Below are 18,313 nucleotides of genomic sequence, written 5' to 3' on the forward strand. Positions count from 1 at the left end.
GGCCGGGCGGCTCCGGCGGGGCCGCCCGCGACGGGCGGCGGGCCCGGGCCCCGTGCGGGGGACCCGGGCCCGCGGGCACCGCGGCCGGGGCGTCCGGCCTCAGTCGCGGACGATCGCCTCCTGGAGCTCCGTCACCCACCGCGAGCGGTCCTCGGGGCACTCCAGGTACAGCTCACGCGCGTACTGCCGCGTCCGGTAGCCGTTGGCCTCGATCCAGCGGGCCAGGGTCTGCGCGGTCGGCAGGACCGTGTCCATCGAGCCCCGGTGGACGACGGTCGCCGCCTCCTCGATCCCGGGCAGCACGCGGACCTCGACGCCCTCCACGGCCGTCCCCTCGGGGACGGTCATGGCGGCGTGCACGAGGACCGATCCGTCGCCCCTGCCCGCGTCCTCGTAGTACGCGATCCCCGGGCCGAACCCGGTGACCCCGGCAGCCTCCAGGCGGCCGCACAACTCCTCGTACATGGGCCCGATGACCGGGCCGATGTGCTGCGGGCCGAAGCTCGCGGCGACCCCGCTCAGTTCGGCGATCCGGACGGCGGGGATCTTCTTCACGACGACGTCCTGGCTGGACATGCGTCCCTCACTCTCGATGGCCCGGAGCCTCGCGCCGACCTGGGCGAGCCGCGCCCGCGCCTCCGCCAGGGCCGTCTCCAGCTCGGCCTGGCGCAGCCGCAGCATCCCCCGCAGCTCCTCCGCGTCGAACCGCTCGTCGAGGATCGCCTTCACCTGTTCGAGCGTGAAGCCGAGGTCCTTGAGCGCGATGACGCGGTTGAGCAGGGCGAGCTGGTCCGCCGTGTAGAAGCGGTATCCCGTGTGCGGGTCGACCCGGGCCGGGCGCAGCAGTCCGATGCCGTCGTAGTGACGCAGCATACGGACCGACACCCGCCCGTGCCGGGCGAAGTCTCCGATGGTGAACATGACGACCCCTACGGAACGGCCTCACACGGTGTGAGGGTCAAGCGGCGCTGCTGAGGGAGAGTTTCGCGGCGAAGCCGAGGAAGAGGGCGCCGGCCGCCGAGGTGGCGCCGGCCGAGAGGCGTCGGCGGCGGCGGAACGCGGCGGCGAGGCGGGTGCCGCCGAAGATGAGCATCGTGAGGTAGAGGAAGCTGCCGATCTCCAGGAGCGTGCCCAGGACCAGGAAGGACAGCGCCGGGTAGGCGTACGCCGGGTCCACGAACTGCACGAAGAAGGAGATGAGGAAGAGGATCGCCTTCGGGTTGAAGAGGCTGATGACGAGGGCCCTGCGGTACGGGTTCTCCCCCGGGCCGGCCTGCTCCTGGCCGGTGCCGTCGGCGGCCGGCTCGGCGGCCTGCCCGCGCGAGCGCCACATCTCGCGGGCCGAGCGCAGCATCCCGTACGCCATCCAGGCCAGGTACCCCGCGCCCGCGTACTTCACGATCATGAAGAGCAGGGGGGTGGTCTGGAGGAGGGAGGCCGCGCCGAGCGCGGCCAGCGTCATCAGGACCGCGTCGCCGGTGAAGACGCCGGCGGCGGCCTTGTACCCGGTCCGGGTGCCCTTGCGGGCGGCGACGGACAGCACGTACAGCGAGTTCGGCCCCGGCAGGAGGATGATGAGGACGAGGCCCAGGAGGTAGGTCGGAAGATCGGTGACACCCAGCATGAAGCGGAGTGTCGCACGCCGGTACGGATCCCCGCCCGGGTGTTTCGCATCGCGGAAGATCAGAAGGCGTCGGCCGGGACGTACGTCCCCCACACCTGCCGCAGCGCGTCGCAGACCTCGCCCACGGTGGCGCGGGCCCTGAGGGCCTCCTTCATCGGATAGAGGACGTTGTCCGTCCCCGCGGCCGCCCTCCGCAGCGCGGCGAGGGCCGCGTCCACCGCCGCCCCGTCGCGCTCGGCCCGCAGGGCGGCGAGCCGCCCGGCCTGCTGCGCCTCGATCGCCGGGTCGACGCGCAGCGGCTCGTACGGTTCCTCGACGTCGACCGTGAAGCGGTTCACGCCGACGACGACCCGCTCCCCGCCGTCGGTCTCCTGCGCGATGCGGTAAGCCGAGCGCTCGATCTCGCCCTTCTGGAAGCCGCGCTCGATCGCGCTGACCGCACCGCCCATGTCCTCGACCCGGTCCATCAGCTCCAGGATCGCGGCCTCGATGTCGTCGGTCATCCGCTCCACGACGTACGAGCCGGCGAACGGGTCCACGGTCGCGGTCACGTCCGTCTCGTACGCCAGGACCTGCTGGGTGCGCAGGGCCAGCCGGGCGGACTTGTCCGTCGGGAGGGCGATCGCCTCGTCGAAGGAGTTGGTGTGCAGCGACTGGGTCCCGCCGAGCACGGCGGCGAGGCCCTGCACGGCGACGCGGACCAGGTTGACCTCGGGCTGCTGGGCGGTCAGCTGGACGCCCGCCGTCTGGGTGTGGAAGCGGAGCATCAGGGACTTGGGGTTCCTCGCGCCGAACTCCTCCCGCATGAGCCGCGCCCAGATCCTGCGGGCAGCCCGGAACTTCGCGACCTCCTCCAGGATCGTCGTGCGGGCCACGAAGAAGAAGGAGAGCCGGGGCGCGAAGTCGTCCACGTCCATGCCCGCGGCGACGGCTGTCCGCACGTACTCGATGCCGTCGGCCAGGGTGAACGCGATCTCCTGCGCGGGCGAGGCGCCGGCCTCCGCCATGTGGTAGCCCGAGATCGAGATGGTGTTCCACTTGGGGATCTCGGCCCGGCAGTACCGGAAGATGTCCGCGATCAGCCGGAGGGAGGGCTTGGGCGGGAAGATGTACGTGCCGCGGGCGATGTACTCCTTCAGCACGTCGTTCTGGATCGTGCCCGTCAGCCGGTCCGCGGGGACGCCCTGCTCCTCGCCGACCAGCTGGTACATGAGCAGCAGGAGGGCCGCGGGGGCGTTGATGGTCATCGAGGTGGAGACCTGGTCCAGCGGGATGCCGTCGAGCAGGACCCGCATGTCGTCGACCGAGTCGACGGCCACCCCGACCTTGCCGACCTCGCCGGAGGCGATCGGGGCGTCCGAGTCGTGGCCCATCTGCGTCGGCAGGTCGAAGGCGACGGACAGGCCCGTGGTGCCGTTGGCGATGAGCTGCTTGTACCGGGCGTTGGACTCCACGGCGGTGCCGAAGCCGGCGTACTGGCGCATCGTCCACGGCCGGCCGGTGTACATCGACGGGTACACCCCGCGGGTGAAGGGATAGGCGCCCGGCTCGCCGAGGCGCTCCGCCGGATCCCAGCCCTCCAGGGCCTCCGGCCCGTAGACCGGCTCGATGGGCAGTCCCGACTCCGACTCGCGCGCCATTGGCTGTGCCTCCCGATGCGTGTGGCCCTTCCCCACAGCATGCGCGGATCGTGACCTTCGCGCGCAACCGCACACGCGCGGGACGCATCACTAGGTACACACGCAACGTCCCGGGGGGCAACGATGAAGCGGTCTTCTTCCGTCATACGCAGAGCGGTCCTGGCAGCGGCCGCGGTGGCACTCGCCGCCGGCTGCACGGCCCAGGCTGCCGGATCGGGAGGCGGCTCGGGGAGCCCCTCCGGTTCGGCCTCGGCTCCGGCCGCGAGCGGTGCCCCGTCCGACGCGCCCACCGAGGACGGGAAGGCTCCGTCGCCGTCCGGCGCCACGGACGCGCCGACGGAGACGCCCTCGGCGTCCTCGGAGGCGCCGGGGACGAAGGTGCTGATGGGTGACGGGGACGAGAACGAGCAGGTCCGCGAGCTCCAGGCGCGGCTCCGGCAGCTCGACCACTTCGACCGGGCGCCCACCGGCTTCTACGGGACGATGACGGCCGGATCGGTCAAGGCCTTCCAGCGGAAGCAGGGCCTTCCCCGGACGGGTTCGGTGGACGGGGCGACCTGGCAGGCGCTGCTCGGCGCGAGCCGGAAGCCGACGGCCGACGAGCTGGAGCCCTCGACGACCAACGAGCTGGACACCCCCGATCCGCGGTGCACGACCGGCCGGGTGCTGTGCATCAGCAAGGAGAGCCGGACCCTGGCCTGGATGATCGACGGGAAGGTCGTCTCGTCGATGGACGTCCGCTTCGGTTCGGAGAACACCCCGACCCGCGAGGGCGTCTTCACCGTGGAGCGGAAGGTCCGGCAGGACTGGTCGCGGCTGTACCACACGCCGATGCCGCTCTCGATGTACTTCAGCCGCGGCCAGGCGGTGCACTACTCCTCGGACTTCGCGGCCCGGGGCTACAACGGGGGCTCGCACGGCTGCGTCAACGTCCGGGACCGGGCCAAGCTCACGACCCTGTTCGACCAGGTGAAGGTCGGCGACAAGGTCGTCGTCCACTGGTGACCCGGCGGGGCGTCCGCGGGCGTCCCGGCGGGGAGAGGGAGAGGGCGCGGGTGGGACCGGGGGAACGTGTCCCACCCGCGCCATGTGCGCGGAGCCGTAGGTACGGGGGGAACCCCGGCTCACTGCGCGGCCGATGACCAGTCGGCTCACTCAGTACTGCGCCGCGGTGCCCAGAAGTGTTACACCGGGAGCGGAAGGCGGGCGTCGACGCCGATTCCGAGGGGCAGGGAGGCGGTGAGTCCGGCGATGTCGGGAGCCGCGGAGCGGTTCGTGTCGCGGCCGCCCCAGCTGCCGTCGCCCCGCCCGTCGCCGCGGCCGCCGTGGCGCCCGTCGTCGTTCCCGTCGCCCTTGGAGTCGTCGTCGGAGTCGTCGCGCGAGCCGCCCGAGCCGCCGCCGTCGGGCCCGTCGGTGCCGGTGCCGAGGAGGCGGTCGCAGTAGCGGCGCAGGGTGTCGCCGTCGCGGAGGATGCCCGCGAGGCCCTTGCGTCCGGAGGCGTCGAGCTTGCCCGAGCGGAAGTCCCGGCAGGCCTTGATGATCTTCTCGCGGGAGCCGGTGCCGCTCAGGTCGCCGCCGGTGCCGCCGTTCAGGGTGCCGCCGCCGTCCGTGCCGCTCGGGTCCCGGTCCGGGCCGCCGGGGTCCGTTCCGGTGCCGGCGGTGCTGCGGCCGGGTTCCGGGGTGCCGGGTCCGCGGGTGTCCGTGCCGGGGCCGCCGGTGGCCTCGCCGGGCGGCGGGGTGGTCCCGGTGCCGGCCGTCGGCGACGCGTCGGGCGTGGGGTCGGCGCCGTCGGGTTCCGTGGTGGGCGTCCCGGGGTCCTCGCGTATGCCCGGGTCCTCGGAGACGAGCGGGTCGGCGCTCTCCCCGGCGGTGACGGAGCTGGCGGGCGCGGGGCCCACCATGGGCAGCACACCCGTTCCCGCGGCGACGGCGACCCCTCCGACGGTGACGGCGGTGACCGCGGCGGCGATTCCGTACCGGAGGGAGCGTCCCCAGCGGGGGCGGCGGACCGGCACGGGGGCGAGCCGCACCCGGCCGAGTTCGGCGTGCTCGGTGCGGGCCGTGGCGGGCCCGGCGACCGCGCCGGACGCGGCGCGGTCGGCCTGGGCGGCGCGGAAGGCGGCGAGCGCGGCGGCCTCGCCCGGGAGCTCGGTGCGGGCGGCGGCCGGCGGGGTGTCCGGGGTGCGGGCGGCGTCGAGGGCCTCGGCCAGGCGCTCCGCCCGGGAGCGCGCACGGTCGTCGACGGCGTCGACCGGCTCGCCGCGGAGCAGCCGCTCCGCGGTCTCCTGGTCGAGCCACTGGTACCGCTCGTCGGCCATCACATGTCCTTCTGCGTACGCGGACGCGATTGCGTCACACCGCCGGGGGCCACGGACCCCGGTACGCGGCCGCGTTGCGGAGGCACGCCGTCCAGGGGGACGACGGCCTCGCCGGCGTCGTCGGGGCCGGCCGTGTCGCCGTCGACGCCGAGGAGTTCGGCCAGTTTCTTGAGGCCGCGGTGGGCCGCCGTGCGGACGGCTCCGGGGCGTTTGCCCAGGGTGTCGGCGGCGGTCTTGGCGTCGAGGCCGACGACGACGCGGAGGACGACGGCCTCGGCCTGGTCCTGCGGGAGCTGGGCGATCAGCTGCATGGTGTGGCCGGTGGCCAGCGCCTCCAGGGCTTCGCCCGCCGTGTCGGACGCGGCGGGCTTCTCGGTGAGTTCGGTCTCGTCCGCGCCGACGGCCGGGCGGCGGCCGCGCATGCGGACGTGGTCGAGGGCGCGGTTGCGGGCGATCCGGGCGGCCCAGCCGCGGAAGCGGTCGGCGTCGCCGTCGAAGCGGTCGAGGTCGCGGGCTATCTGCAGCCAGGCCTCCGAGGCGACGTCCTCCGCCTCGGTGTCGCCGACCAGCGTGCGTATGTAACCGAGCAGCCGTGGGTGCACGGCGCGATACACAGTACGGAAGGCGTTCTCGTCCCCGTTCTGCGCAGCGAGCACCGCGGCCGTCAGCTCCGCGTCGTCCCCCAGCACTCCCCAAACCCTGTTCGTCGTCGCGTCGTCGCTTCATCGCGGCTGGTCACCACCGCCACGCTGCCTCGCGCAACTGCACGCTACGTCGTGTCGCGGCGCCGCGTCCACGCGGTCCGGGCTCTTTGTACAACTTGCAACCTTCCGGCGGGGGCGCCCGGGGCGACTCCGGCGCGGTCGCGGTGTGACATAAAGCGCACCCCCGGCGCTGAATGGAGTACGGAGCCGTGCTGCGGCCCCGTGGACGACGGCCGGGGTCTCTCCTGTGGGGGGTGGCGACCCCGGCCGTCTCCCTTTTGCCCTCGGATCCCACCCCAGGTGTCAACCGACCGTTGACAGTCGGAGGGTGTCAACCTAGGGTTGCCTCATGACGAATCCAGTCGCCCCGAAGGTCCCCGTCCGTCTCGACGAGCTCATCGAAGCGATCAAGAAGGTCCACCCCGACGCGCTGGAGCAACTCTCCGGGGCCGTCATCGCCGCGGACCACCTCGGCGACGTCGCCGACCACCTCATCGGCCACTTCGTGGACCAGGCCCGGCGCTCCGGCGCCTCCTGGACCGACATCGGCCGCAGCATGGGCGTCACCCGCCAGGCGGCCCAGAAGCGCTTCGTCCCCAAGGACCCGGACGCGGAGAAGATGGACCCGAACGCCGGGTTCAACCGCTTCACCCCCCGCGCCCGGAACGTGGTGATGGCCTCCCAGAACGAGGCCACGGCCGTCGGCAACGGCGAGATCACCACCGCCCACCTGGCACTCGGCCTGCTCGCCGAGCCCGAGGGGCTCGCGGCGCACTGGATCACCTCGCGGGGCGTGTCCCTCGACCGGGTCCGCGAGGCCGCCGTCGCGACCCTGCCGCCCGCCGTCGACGAGCCGCCCACCCTCGTCCCGTACGACGCGGCGGCGAAGAAGGTCCTGGAGCTGACGTTCCGCGAGGCGCTGCGCCTCGGGCACGACTACGTCGGCACCGAGCACATCCTGCTCGCGCTCCTGGAGCACGAGGACGGCTCGGGCGTCCTGACCGGTCTCGGCCTCGACAAGGCGACGGCCGAGCGGGAGATCTCCGAGGCGGTCGCGTCCCTGATGGTCCAGGCCCCCGCCCCGGAGGAACAGGCCTGAGGCCTCAGGCGGTGCGGGCGCGGCGGGAGACGACCGCGCGCAGCACCCGGCCGCCCTCGACCGAGAGCTCACGGGCCCGGCGCAGACCCGTCGGGCCGTGGGCCACCGAGTCGAGGACGGCCTGCTGGCGGCGGAGCTCCCCCGCGAGCAGCGGGCCCGCGCCGTCCGCGTCGCCGGCCCGGCAGCGCTCGACGAGCCCGGTGGGCACCTCGGCCGCGTCGTAGCGGCCGTGCAGGGCGAGGGCGGTGAGGGAGCACGCGGCGGCCCAGCCGCGCAGGGCCTCGTCCGTCCAGTCCGTCGGAGCGTGGGCCAGCATGGCGCGCACCTCCTCGGCCGCGGCGCCGACGGCCGGCTCCGCGTCCAGTGCGACCTGGGCCTTCGCGACGGCCTCGCCCCAGGCCTCGCCGTCACCGCGGGCGACGGCGGCCCACACGGGGCGCAGGGCGTCCCCGAGGTCACCGGCGAGCAGCGGCAGGCAGCGGTCGAGGCAGGCGAGACCGGCCGCGGCCAGGCCCCGCTCGTCCGCCCCGTCGATCAGTTCCAGCAGGTTCCGGCCCGTCCCCGACGTCATCGACGCCTCCTCGCCACCCGTTGCGGACGCAGTACGTCCCCTACTGCGCCGAACGACGCTTTTTCGTCACTGCGCGGCCGGAATCATGCCAGTGCCCCCCGGGGGTTGCCTAGGGTTCCACCGCAGCCCGAGGGACTTCTCGTCGAAGACCTCGACCGGGCACTTCGCGCCGGCGGCCCGTGCGCCGTCGCGGATCCGGCCGTCACAGGCCACCAGCGGAACGCCGTACCCCAGGTCAGCCGCGCACCTGCGGCGCCAGGGTCCGGAACTGGTCCCAGGTGAGGGTCGGCGTCCTCGCGTCCCACAGCTTCTGTGCCGTCGCGGTCAGCGGCATCCGGATGCCCGCCGCCACCTGCGCCGGCGTCTGGGCCCCGGCCAGGTCGCACCAGACCGCGAACCGGCCGCCCAGGATCTGCGCGTCGTACCGGGCGGCGACCGGTGTCGTGCCGCGCAGCACCCGGGGCGTCCACTGCTCGTAGATGCGGCGGCCCGTGGGGTACGTGAAGTCGTTGGGCTCACCGAGCACGTAGTAGAGGTACTCGTCGTTCAGGTTCACGACCTTGCGGCCCTCGGCCAGGTACTCCACGGGCGGACGGGCGCCGATCTCCTTGCCGGTCCAGTACTCCACCTCGATGCCCTGGTCCGCCGTGACGACGCCGCCGCGGAAGAAGCCGTCGTTCCAGGCCTTGGCGGTCTTCCCGGCCGTACGCACGACGGCGGCCCGGTCGTTCAGCCAGCCCTCGGCGAGGTCCTGGACGCCGGCCCGGGCCCCGTACTTCTGCCGGGCGGCCGCGGCGAGCTGCGGGTACGAGGCGGAGGGGCTGCGGACGGTCAGCGCCTGGTACTCGTCGGCGCCGACGTGGAACCAGCCGCCGGGGAAGAGCTGGGAGTACTCGCGCAGCAGGTCGTCGACGATCGCGGCGGAGGCCGGCTTCGAGATGTCGATGGCGCCCTGGCGCGGGACCCCCTGCACGTTGCGCAGCTGGAGGTCGGGGTGGGCGCGCAGGACGGCGCCGAGGTGCCCGGGCGAGTCGATCTCGGGCACCACGGTGATGTGCAGGGTCTGCGCGAGGGCGAGGATCCGGCGCACCTCGGCCTTGCTGAGGTGCTGCGCGGAGACGATCTCGGGGTGGGAGTCCGAGGCGATCCGGAAACCCTGGTCGTCGGAGAAGTGCAGACCGAACTGGTTGAGCTTGAGGTCGGCCATCTCGCGGAGCCGGTCCTCGATCCAGCCGGCGGTGAAGAACTTCCGGGCGATGTCGACGTTCAGGCCGCGCTGGGGCTTCGCGGGGGCGTCGGTGACCACGCCCTCGGGCATCGCGCCGGTCCCCTTGACCGACTGCTTGAGGGTGCGGGTCCCGTAGAAGACCCCGGCCTCGTCGGGGCCGGTGATCCGGACCCGGCCGTCCCGCACGGTCAGGGTGTACGACTCGCGGGCCCCCGTCCCGCCGAGGGCGAGTTCGACGTCCCCGGGGCCGGCGGCGGCGGTGCCGCGGTAGGGGATGCCGAGTTCTCCGGCGAGGAGCCGGCCCTCGTCGGCGAGGCCCGGGCTGTTCGCCGCGACGACGACCCCGGCGGGGGCGGCGGGCTTCCAGCCCGGCCCGCGGGCGGCCTCGTGGTCGCGGACGGCGGGGATCGTGCGGGGCGCGGTGGAGAGGGGGTACGTACGGGTCGGCGTGGGCGTCGGGCTGGGCGCCGCGCTGGTGGGCGCGGAGCTCGCGGACGCGCCGGGGGCGGTGCCGGAGGAGGAGGAGGAGGAGCCCGAGCCGGACGGGGATCCGCCGGAGCAGGCCGCCACGGTGGCCAGTGCCACCGCCGTCGCCAGGAGTGCGGGGCCCTTGTGGGGCCCTCGTATGGAGTACCGCATCATTCGGAATCCTCCCGCACCTCGGGCGGTCCGGCCAATCGGGGGACACGGCGACCCCGGAGCGGAACGCGTCCGTCCATCACCTGTTCCGAAACTCTCCCTTCCGGGTGAAAATCGCGCATCCGTCGGACACTTCCCTCGTCCCGTCGATAACGTTGTGTCACACCCACCTCATCGCGCCCGTCCCTCGCGCGGATCGCCCCGCCCGTCCCGGAGTACCGGAGCCCACGCTGACCAGCGACACCCACGTCCCCTGCCGCAAGCCGGGCTCCACGGACACGCCTGCCATACCCGCCCAGAACCAGGGACCCTCGGTCCGCGGCCTCGCCGGCTTCAACGCCGCCCCGCCCGCCGAGGCCGAGGCCCTGCTCCTCTCCTGCTGCCACAGCCTCCGCTGGGCCGAACGGGTGGCGGCGCACCGCCCGTACCCCACGGTCGACGCGCTGCTCGCCGCCGCCGACGAGGCCGGGTACGACCTGTCCCGTGCCGACCTCGACCAGGCCCTGGCCGCCGAGTCCTCGGCGGCGCCGCACCCCGACGCCCCGCCGGCGGCGCGGACCGCGCTGCGGGCCGCCCACGCCGCGTACGAGAGCAGTTTCGGGCACGCGTTCGTGATCAGCCTGGACGGAGTAAGGCCCGGGGAGCGTCTGGACCAGGTATTGGCAGGCATTCGGTCACGTCTCGGCAACGAACCGGAGGAAGAACGCGTGGTGGCCTCCGAGGAACTCAGGCGGCTCGCCCGGGCCCGGCTGGCGTTCCGACTCGCGGAACCCCTCACGGCGCGACACTCCGGGCCGTGAATCCGTCCGGAATCCGGCGATTCCGGCCCGTGCGATAGTCCGTCCGTGCCTGTTTGATCACACCGATGGACCCCGCGCGAACGAACCGACAAGTCGTCGCTACGATGACCGGGGCCGGTGGACCGTACCCGGCCGGGTCAGACCGACAGAGAAGCCGGCCGACCCCGATCCCCGCTCCCGGAGGGTTTTTCCGTGCCGGCTGGAACGCTGTACCGCGGCCGGGAAGGAATGTGGAGCTGGGTGGCTCATCGAGTCACCGGCGTCCTCATCTTCTTCTTCCTGTTCGTACACGTGCTGGACACCGCTCTCGTCCGCGTCTCCCCCGAGGCGTACGACGAGGTCGTCGCGACCTACAAGACGCCGATCGTGGCTCTGCTGGAGTACGGCCTGGTCGCCGCCATCCTCTTCCACGCGCTGAACGGCCTCCGGGTCATCGCCGTGGACTTCTGGTCCAAGGGCCCGCGCTACCAGAAGCAGATGCTCTGGACCGTCGTGGGCGTCTGGGTCGTCCTGATGGCGGGCTCCCTGTACCCCGTCCTCGGCCACGCCGCACGTGAACTGTTCGGGAGCTGACGCCACTCATGTCTGCTGACACGACCTCCGCCGCGATCGGCCCCGTCGAAGGCGGCGCCCACTACGACGTGGACAACCCCGCGCCGTACATCGAGGCCCCCCGCAAGCGCACCGGCAAGACCCCGCGCGCGACCCGCGGCAACTTCGAGATGGCCGCGTGGCTCTTCATGCGCCTCTCGGGCGTGGTCCTCGTCGTCCTGGTCCTCGGCCACCTGCTGATCCAGCTCTTCCTGGACGGCGGCGTCTCCAAGATCGGCTTCGCCTTCGTGGCCGGCCGCTGGGCGTCCCCGTTCTGGCAGGTCTGGGACCTGCTGATGCTCTGGCTCGCCATGCTGCACGGCGCCAACGGCCTCCGTACCGTCATCAACGACTACGCGGAGCGGGCCAACACGCGCCTGTGGCTCAAGGGCCTGCTGTACACCGCCACGGTGTTCACCATCCTTCTGGGCACGCTGGTGATCTTCACCTTCGACCCGAACATCCGCTAGGCACGGGGCAGAGGTAATCCACGTCATGAAGATCCACAAGTACGACACCGTCATCGTCGGCGCCGGTGGCGCGGGCATGCGCGCCGCCATCGAGTCGACGAAGCGCAGCCGCACGGCCGTCCTGACGAAGCTCTACCCCACCCGCTCCCACACAGGCGCCGCGCAGGGCGGCATGGCCGCCGCGCTGGCGAACGTGGAGGAGGACAACTGGGAGTGGCACACCTTCGACACGGTCAAGGGCGGTGACTACCTGGTCGACCAGGACGCCGCCGAGATCCTGGCGAAGGAGGCCATCGACGCCGTCCTCGACCTGGAGAAGATGGGCCTGCCGTTCAACCGGACCCCGAACGGCACCATCGACCAGCGCCGCTTCGGCGGCCACTCCCGCAACCACGGCGAGGCCCCGGTCCGCCGGTCCTGCTACGCCGCGGACCGCACCGGCCACATGATCCTCCAGACGCTCTACCAGAACTGCGTCAAGGAGGGCGTGGAGTTCTTCAACGAGTTCTACGTCCTGGACCAGCTGATCACCGAGGTCGACGGCGTCAAGAAGTCCGCCGGCGTCGTCGCGTACGAGCTGGCCACCGGCGAGATCCACATCTTCCAGGCCAAGGCCGTGATCTACGCGTCCGGCGGCACCGGCAAGTTCTTCAAGGTGACCTCCAACGCGCACACCCTGACCGGTGACGGCCAGGCCGCCTGCTACCGCCGCGGTCTGCCCCTGGAGGACATGGAGTTCTTCCAGTTCCACCCGACGGGCATCTGGCGCATGGGCATCCTGCTGACGGAGGGCGCCCGCGGTGAGGGCGGCATCCTCCGCAACAAGGACGGCGAGCGCTTCATGGAGAAGTACGCGCCGGTCATGAAGGACCTCGCGTCCCGTGACGTCGTCTCCCGCTCCATCTACACGGAGATCCGCGAGGGCCGCGGCTGCGGTCCCGAGGGCGACCACGTCTACCTGGACCTGACGCACCTCCCGCCGGAGCAGCTCGACGCCAAGCTCCCGGACATCACCGAGTTCGCCCGTACGTACCTCGGCATCGAGCCGTACACGGACCCGATCCCGATCCAGCCCACCGCGCACTACGCCATGGGCGGCATCCCGACCAACGTCGAGGGTGAGGTCCTGGCGGACAACACCACCGTCGTCCCGGGCCTGTACGCGGCCGGCGAGGTCGCCTGCGTGTCGGTGCACGGCGCCAACCGCCTCGGCACCAACTCGCTGCTCGACATCAACGTCTTCGGCAAGCGCTCCGGCATCGCCGCCGCCGAGTACTCCGCCAAGCACGACTTCGTCGAGCTGCCGGAGAACCCGGAGTCCCTCGTCGTCGCGCAGATCGAGAAGCTGCGCAACTCCACGGGCAGCGAGCGGGTCGCCGACCTGCGCCGCGAGCTCCAGGAGACGATGGACGCCAACGTGATGGTGTTCCGCACCGAGCAGACCATCAAGACGGCCGTCGAGAAGATCGCCGAGCTGCGCGAGCGCTACGAGCACGTGTCCATCCAGGACAAGGGCAAGCGCTTCAACACGGACCTCCTGGAGGCCATCGAGCTGGGCAACCTGCTCGAACTGGCCGAGGTCATGGCCGTCTCGGCCCTGGCGCGCAAGGAGTCCCGCGGCGGTCACTACCGCGAGGACTACCCCAACCGCGACGACGTCAACTTCATGCGTCACACCATGGCGTACCGCGAGGTCGGCGAGGACGGCACCGAGACCGTCCGTCTCGACTACAAGCCGGTCGTGACGACCCGCTACCAGCCGATGGAGCGTAAGTACTGATGGCTACCCCCGTACTGGACAAGGTCGAGGCGGAGTCCGCCGCCTCCCCGTACATCACGGTCACCATGCGGATCCGCCGCTTCAACCCCGAGGTGTCGGACGCGTCGGTCTGGGAGGACTTCCAGATCGAGATCGACCCGAAGGAGCGTGTGCTCGACGCCCTCCACAAGATCAAGTGGGACGTCGACGGCACGCTGACCTTCCGCCGCTCGTGCGCGCACGGCATCTGCGGCTCGGACGCGATGCGGATCAACGGCAAGAACAGGCTCGCCTGCAAGACGCTGATCAAGGACATCAACCCCGAGAAGCCGATCACGGTCGAGGCCATCAAGGGCCTCACGGTCCTCAAGGACCTCGTCGTCGACATGGAGCCGTTCTTCCAGGCGTACCGGGACGTCATGCCGTTCCTGGTCACCAAGGGCAACGAGCCGACCCGCGAGCGCCTGCAGTCCGCCGAGGACCGCGAGCGCTTCGACGACACCACCAAGTGCATCCTGTGCGCCGCGTGCACGTCGTCCTGCCCGGTCTTCTGGAACGACGGCCAGTACTTCGGTCCGGCCGCGATCGTCAACGCGCACCGCTTCATCTTCGACTCGCGCGACGAGGCCGGCGAGCAGCGCCTGGAGATCCTGAACGACAAGGACGGCGTGTGGCGCTGCCGCACGACGTTCAACTGCACGGACGCCTGCCCGCGCGGCATCGAGGTCACCAAGGCGATCCAGGAAGTGAAGCGCGCGCTGATCACGCGCCGCTTCTGACACACCCGCGTGACGGGAGCCGGGTTCCCGGCTCCCGGTCCGGTGTTCCGGTCCGCTTCTGTACGCTGCGGCGTGCAGGAGCGGGCTTTTTCTCTGTGGAGGACGGGGACTGATGAGCGAGCCGAACCCTTACCGGCCGGAGGAGTACGAGTGGGGCCCCGGGCAGCAGCAGCCGGGACAGCCCGCCTACGGGTACCCGCACCCTCCGTCGTACCAGCCGACCCTGCCGGCCGGCGTGCCGGTGCCGCCGCAGCAGGTGCCCGGGGTGCCGCAGGGCGGCGGCGCGCCGCTGCTCAGCCTCGGCGACATCACGGTGGTCGGCGACCAGATCATCACGCCGGCCGGTCCGATGCCGCTCAAGGGCTCGGTGTGGAACGCGATGGACATGTCGCGGACCGAGGAGAAGATGCCCACGGTCGCGATCGTGCTCGCGGTCGTCTTCTTCATCTTCTGCCTGCTCGGCCTGCTGTTCCTCCTGATGAAGGAGAAGACGACGACCGGCTTCATCCAGGTCACGGTGACCAGCGGCGGGAAGCACCACGCGACGATGATCCCGGCGCGCGGTCCGGACACCATCCACTGGGTGATGGGCCAGCTGAACTACGCCCGGTCGCTCAGCATGTGACCGGCCGACACCGAGGAAGGGGCGCCCGAGGGCGCCCCTTCGCCGTGTGCGGGGCTACCAGTGGCGGGTCGGGTGGCTCGACTCCGCCTCGACCATGACGCGCCGCAGCATGCCGTTGAGGAGGGCGCGCTCCTCCGGGGAGAGGACGCCGAGCAGGCGGTACTCCTCGTGCCCGAGGACGTCCATCGCGCCCAGCCAGGTCTCGCGGCCCGCGGGGGTGAGCTCGACGACGACCCGGCGCCGGTCGGTGGTGGACTGCGTGCGGCGGATGAACCCGCGCTTCTCCAGGGCTTCGAGGCGCCCGGAGACGGAGGCGGGCGCCAGGTCGAGGTCCTCGGCGAGCTCGGAGGGCGCGGCGCTGCCGCCCCGGCCGGCGATCTTGTGCAGGGTGTCGAACTCGTGGCGCTCCAGGTCGAAGTCGACGAGCGACTGCTCCCGGACCCGGCGGAAGTGCACCGAGAGCTTCTTCATCCGGGTGACGGCGCCCTCGACGACGGGGTCGAGGCCGGGCAGGACGGGCTGCCACCGGGCGACGTGCTCGTCGGTCCAGTCGCGCGCGGCACTCGCCTCGCTCGGAGTACGCGGTTCCTCGGGGTGCGCCATGGGCTGATCGTACGTCGGGCCGCGGCGGTCCACCCGGGACGGACCCGGAAGTATTTCGTTGACGAATTATTCGGCACCGAAATACTCTTCGCGCCATGACCGCTGCGACCGCCACGGCTCCCCCACCCGCCCCGCACCCCCTGCGCACCCGCTCCTTCCGACTGCTCTTCACCGGCCGCACCCTCTCCCTCCTGGGCGACGCCGCCATCCCGGCCGCCCTCGCGCTCGCCGTCCTGGAGGCCACCGGCTCCACCGCGGCGCTCGCCCTGGTCCTCGGCTGCGCGATGGTGCCCAAGCTGCTCCTGCTGCCGCTCGGCGGCGTGATCGGCGACCGGTTCGACGCCCGCACGGTCGCGCTCACCACGGACCTCGTGCGCTGCGGCACCCAGCTGATCGTCGGCATCCAACTCCTGGGCGGCACCCCCAGCCTGGCCGTCCTCGCGACGGCCGAGGCGCTCGGCGGCGCGGCCGGGGCCTTCGCCATGCCGACCGACGCGCCGCTGGTGAAGGGGACGGTGGCGGCCGAGTCGCTGCACCGGGCCAACGCCGCGATGGGCGTCGCCCGCAGCGCCTCCCGGCTCGGCGGTCCGGCCCTCGCCGGCACCCTCGTCCTGACCGTGGGCCCCGGCTGGGCGTTCGTCCTCGACGCGGTCACCTTCGCCCTCAGCGCGCTCCTCCTGACCGCCGTCCGGGTGGAGCGGGTGCCGATCCCGCGCCGCTCGCTCCGCGCCGACCTGGCGGAGGGCTGGCAGGAGGTCCGCTCCCGGGACTGGTACTGGACCAGCCTGATCGGCCACAGCGCGTGGAACGGCGCCGCGGCCGTCCTCATGACCCTCGGACCGGCGATCGCCGTGCAGCGGCTCGGCGGCGGCGGCGTCTGGGTCGTCCTGCTCCAGGTCGGCGCCGTCGGCTTCCTCCTCGGGGCGCTGCTCGCCGACCGCGTCACCCCGCGCCGGCCCGTCCTCGCGGCCAACCTCGGGCTCGCCACGTACGCGCTCCCCCTGGTCCTGCTGGCACTCGCCGCGCCCGCACCGCTGACGATCGCTGCCTACGGCCTCGCCCAGGCCGGTCTCGGGTTCCTCTCCCCGGTCTGGTCGACCGCCGTCCAACGGGCGGTACCCGCCCACGCGCTGGCCCGGGTCACCTCGTACGACTGGCTGCTCTCCCTCGCCGCGATGCCCCTCGGGTACGCGCTGGCGCCGCTCGCGGCCGCCGCCTGGGGCCCCGAACTCCCCCTGATCGCCGCCGCGCTGGCGGTCGGCGGCTGCTGCCTCGGGACGGCGCTCGTCCCCGGCGTACGGCGCTTCGGCAGGGACGACTGAGGGCAGGGGACCCCCGCGGCGGCCGTACGCGCGATGAGGCGGCGGCCGGCGCGGCCGGCGGGCCCCTGTCGCCCGGTGGCCGGATCCCGGCAAGGGGCGTGGCTCCACGAGGCCGTGCGCACGGGGGCGGGGGGCTTCTGCGAGGCCTCGCGCACGGCGGGGGCGGGCGGTCCCTACGGGGCCGTGACCTCCGCCAGGAAGTCGGCGAGGAGGCGGGCCGTCTCGTCCGGGCGCTCCAGGGCGGGAAGGTGCCCGGCCCAGGCGAGGTCGACGCGGCGGGCGCAGGGCAGCAGGCGGGTGAGGTCGTCGGCGACCGCCCGGAAGTCGGGGACGTCGTGGGCGCCCGCGACGACGAGGGCAGGGACCTTGATCCCGGCGAGGTCGCCGGGGGCGATCCCGGGGGTGACGGGGTCGAACTCCTCGGGAGCGGCGAGCTGGACCTCGAAGGCCCGCCGCTGCATCTCCCGGACGAGCGCGCGGGCCCCGGGTCCGGCCTCGGGGCCGAGCCAGGTGTCGACGTTGAGCTCGACGGCTCCGTCGAGGTCCCCCGCGTCGAGCAGTGCGTCCTCGCGGTCGCCCCAGGCGCGCAGCTCCTCACCGGGCTCGAAGCCGGGGATGCCGGAGGCGAGCAGGGCGAGGGCCGAGACGCGGCCGGGGTGGCGGACGGCGAGCTCCAGCGCGACCGTGCCGCCGAAGGAGGAGCCGACGACGGCCGCGCGCTCGACCCCGAGCCGGTCGAGGAGGTCGCGCACGTCGTCGGCGTGGACGTGGGCGGCGTCGACGGGGGTGTCCCCGAAGCCCCGGAGGTCGCAGCGGACGACCCGGTGCCCGGCCTCGGCGAGGACGGGGACCTGTCCGTCCCACATCCGGCGGTCGCAGACCCCGGAGTGCAGCAGGAGAACGGTCGAGGGGCCCTGGCCGGTCACGTCATGAGAGAGCGTCATCCGGCCGACCCTAGACGGCGGTCGGGCACCCGGCCAGGGAGTTTCCGCCGCCCGCGCCTCCCTCCGCACAGCCGCCCCCGCAGGTGACTTGAACACGTTCAAAGAGAGGTCTACAGTCATGACCGACAGCTTTTGAACGTGTTCAAGGGAGGGTGGGGCATGGACCTCACTGTCGTCGCGTACATCGTCTACCTGCTGATCAGCGTCGCCCTGACCATCTGGGTCGCCCGCACGCTCAGCCGCAACGGAAGGATCTTCCTGGCAGACGTCCTGCACGGGAACGAGAAGCTCGCCGACGCCGTCAACCACCTCCTGGTGGTCGGCTTCTACCTCGTCAACTTCGGCTTCGTCGCCCTCTACCTGAGCCAGGACGACGCCATCGACGACACCCGCGCCCTCTTCGAGGCGCTCTCCGTGAAGCTGGGCGTGGTGCTGCTGGTCCTCGGCGTCCTGCACCTCGCGAACGTCTACGTGCTCAACAAGATCCGGCGCCGCGGGGTCATGGAGCGCGAGCAGGTGCCGCCGGTAGGACCGCAGGGCTGGACCGCCGCCCCCAAGGCCGGCCCGTGGACCCCGCCGGCCCCCCAGCGCTGAGAG

At 72.5% G+C, this 18,313-nt stretch carries 19 protein-coding genes; 10 read left to right on the forward strand and 9 right to left on the reverse strand.

Translation table 11 applies throughout. The features are described from left to right. Positions 1–99: 99 nt before the first annotated feature. The 3 genes from ACY0MR_RS14575 to ACY0MR_RS14585 are packed head-to-tail and all read right to left on the reverse strand — an operon-like array spanning position 100 to position 3,264. Positions 100–921 carry a MerR family transcriptional regulator gene (locus tag ACY0MR_RS14575; RefSeq protein ID WP_473561062.1) on the reverse strand — a complete coding sequence of 274 codons (822 nt, stop codon included), beginning with the start codon at positions 919–921 and terminating at the stop codon, positions 100–102. A 37-nt stretch (positions 922–958) separates the two neighbouring features. Next, positions 959–1,624 carry a leucine efflux protein LeuE gene (gene leuE, locus ACY0MR_RS14580; protein ID WP_388792889.1) on the reverse strand — a complete coding sequence of 222 codons (666 nt, stop codon included), beginning with the start codon at positions 1,622–1,624 and terminating at the stop codon, positions 959–961. A gap of 59 nt (positions 1,625–1,683) precedes the next feature. Further along, a complete protein-coding gene (locus ACY0MR_RS14585; RefSeq protein WP_388792887.1) occupies positions 1,684–3,264 on the reverse strand; it encodes an acyl-CoA mutase large subunit family protein in 1,581 nt (526 codons plus the stop codon). Positions 3,265–3,387: 123 nt separating this feature from the next. On the opposite strand from ACY0MR_RS14585, the gene ACY0MR_RS14590 reads away from it, so the two are divergent. After that, positions 3,388–4,269, forward strand: coding sequence for a L,D-transpeptidase family protein (locus ACY0MR_RS14590; protein ID WP_473561065.1), 882 nt, complete (start codon positions 3,388–3,390; stop codon positions 4,267–4,269). A 179-nt stretch (positions 4,270–4,448) separates the two neighbouring features. Here the strand turns inward: ACY0MR_RS14590 and ACY0MR_RS14595 are convergent, their stop codons facing one another. Together ACY0MR_RS14595 and ACY0MR_RS14600 are read right to left on the reverse strand one after the other, a co-directional pair. Further along, a complete protein-coding gene (locus tag ACY0MR_RS14595; protein WP_473561067.1) occupies positions 4,449–5,582 on the reverse strand; it encodes a hypothetical protein in 1,134 nt (377 codons plus the stop codon). Beyond that, the gene (locus ACY0MR_RS14600; RefSeq protein WP_361851840.1) at positions 5,582–6,271 is read right to left on the reverse strand and encodes an RNA polymerase sigma factor; all 690 of its coding nucleotides are present in this window, start codon (positions 6,269–6,271) and stop codon (positions 5,582–5,584) included. The genes ACY0MR_RS14595 and ACY0MR_RS14600 overlap by 1 nt, the downstream gene beginning before the upstream one ends. 364 nt (positions 6,272–6,635) lie before the next feature. Here ACY0MR_RS14600 and ACY0MR_RS14605 point away from each other — a divergent pair, with 364 nt between their 5' ends. Next, entirely contained in the window at positions 6,636–7,385 is a 750-nt protein-coding gene (locus tag ACY0MR_RS14605; protein WP_473561068.1) for a Clp protease N-terminal domain-containing protein, read from the forward strand. Positions 7,386–7,389: 4 nt separating this feature from the next. Here the strand turns inward: ACY0MR_RS14605 and ACY0MR_RS14610 are convergent, their stop codons facing one another. Beyond that, entirely contained in the window at positions 7,390–7,956 is a 567-nt protein-coding gene (locus tag ACY0MR_RS14610) for a hypothetical protein (RefSeq protein WP_473561070.1), read from the reverse strand. A gap of 235 nt (positions 7,957–8,191) precedes the next feature. Next, the gene (locus ACY0MR_RS14615; protein ID WP_473561072.1) at positions 8,192–9,826 is read right to left on the reverse strand and encodes a beta-N-acetylhexosaminidase; all 1,635 of its coding nucleotides are present in this window, start codon (positions 9,824–9,826) and stop codon (positions 8,192–8,194) included. 227 nt (positions 9,827–10,053) lie between these two features. On the opposite strand from ACY0MR_RS14615, the gene ACY0MR_RS14620 reads away from it, so the two are divergent. The 6 genes from ACY0MR_RS14620 (at position 10,054) to ACY0MR_RS14645 (ending at position 14,847) form a co-directional block, all read left to right on the forward strand. Further along, positions 10,054–10,623, forward strand: coding sequence for a 2-oxo-4-hydroxy-4-carboxy-5-ureidoimidazoline decarboxylase (locus tag ACY0MR_RS14620; RefSeq protein ID WP_388794072.1), 570 nt, complete (start codon positions 10,054–10,056; stop codon positions 10,621–10,623). Between the two features lie 192 nt (positions 10,624–10,815). Continuing rightward, positions 10,816–11,196, forward strand: a complete 381-nt coding sequence (sdhC, locus tag ACY0MR_RS14625; RefSeq protein WP_148005862.1) for a succinate dehydrogenase, cytochrome b556 subunit — start codon at positions 10,816–10,818, stop codon at positions 11,194–11,196. A gap of 8 nt (positions 11,197–11,204) precedes the next feature. Continuing rightward, positions 11,205–11,684 (forward strand): succinate dehydrogenase hydrophobic membrane anchor subunit, encoded by a 480-nt coding sequence (locus tag ACY0MR_RS14630; RefSeq protein ID WP_189800273.1) that lies wholly within the window; start codon positions 11,205–11,207, stop codon positions 11,682–11,684. A gap of 25 nt (positions 11,685–11,709) precedes the next feature. Beyond that, on the forward strand, positions 11,710–13,464 hold the full coding sequence (sdhA, locus tag ACY0MR_RS14635; protein ID WP_473561075.1) for a succinate dehydrogenase flavoprotein subunit: 1,755 nt from the start codon (positions 11,710–11,712) through the stop codon (positions 13,462–13,464). Continuing rightward, positions 13,464–14,222 carry a succinate dehydrogenase iron-sulfur subunit gene (locus ACY0MR_RS14640; RefSeq protein ID WP_030318427.1) on the forward strand — a complete coding sequence of 253 codons (759 nt, stop codon included), beginning with the start codon at positions 13,464–13,466 and terminating at the stop codon, positions 14,220–14,222. The genes sdhA and ACY0MR_RS14640 overlap by 1 nt, the downstream gene beginning before the upstream one ends. Before the next feature lie 112 nt (positions 14,223–14,334). Next, positions 14,335–14,847 (forward strand): hypothetical protein, encoded by a 513-nt coding sequence (locus tag ACY0MR_RS14645; RefSeq protein WP_388792869.1) that lies wholly within the window; start codon positions 14,335–14,337, stop codon positions 14,845–14,847. A gap of 54 nt (positions 14,848–14,901) precedes the next feature. Here the strand turns inward: ACY0MR_RS14645 and ACY0MR_RS14650 are convergent, their stop codons facing one another. Beyond that, the gene (locus tag ACY0MR_RS14650) at positions 14,902–15,450 is read right to left on the reverse strand and encodes a MarR family winged helix-turn-helix transcriptional regulator (protein WP_361851821.1); all 549 of its coding nucleotides are present in this window, start codon (positions 15,448–15,450) and stop codon (positions 14,902–14,904) included. Between the two features lie 95 nt (positions 15,451–15,545). Here ACY0MR_RS14650 and ACY0MR_RS14655 point away from each other — a divergent pair, with 95 nt between their 5' ends. Beyond that, positions 15,546–16,772 (forward strand): MFS transporter, encoded by a 1,227-nt coding sequence (locus ACY0MR_RS14655; protein ID WP_473561079.1) that lies wholly within the window; start codon positions 15,546–15,548, stop codon positions 16,770–16,772. Positions 16,773–16,945: 173 nt separating this feature from the next. Here ACY0MR_RS14655 and ACY0MR_RS14660 read toward each other — a convergent pair whose 3' ends face one another. Next, positions 16,946–17,716 (reverse strand): alpha/beta fold hydrolase, encoded by a 771-nt coding sequence (locus ACY0MR_RS14660; protein WP_473561081.1) that lies wholly within the window; start codon positions 17,714–17,716, stop codon positions 16,946–16,948. A 159-nt stretch (positions 17,717–17,875) separates the two neighbouring features. On the opposite strand from ACY0MR_RS14660, the gene ACY0MR_RS14665 reads away from it, so the two are divergent. Then, positions 17,876–18,310, forward strand: coding sequence for a hypothetical protein (locus ACY0MR_RS14665; protein WP_361851812.1), 435 nt, complete (start codon positions 17,876–17,878; stop codon positions 18,308–18,310). Positions 18,311–18,313: the final 3 nt, after the last annotated feature.

Source organism: Streptomyces sp. JN8 (genome assembly GCF_055808075.1).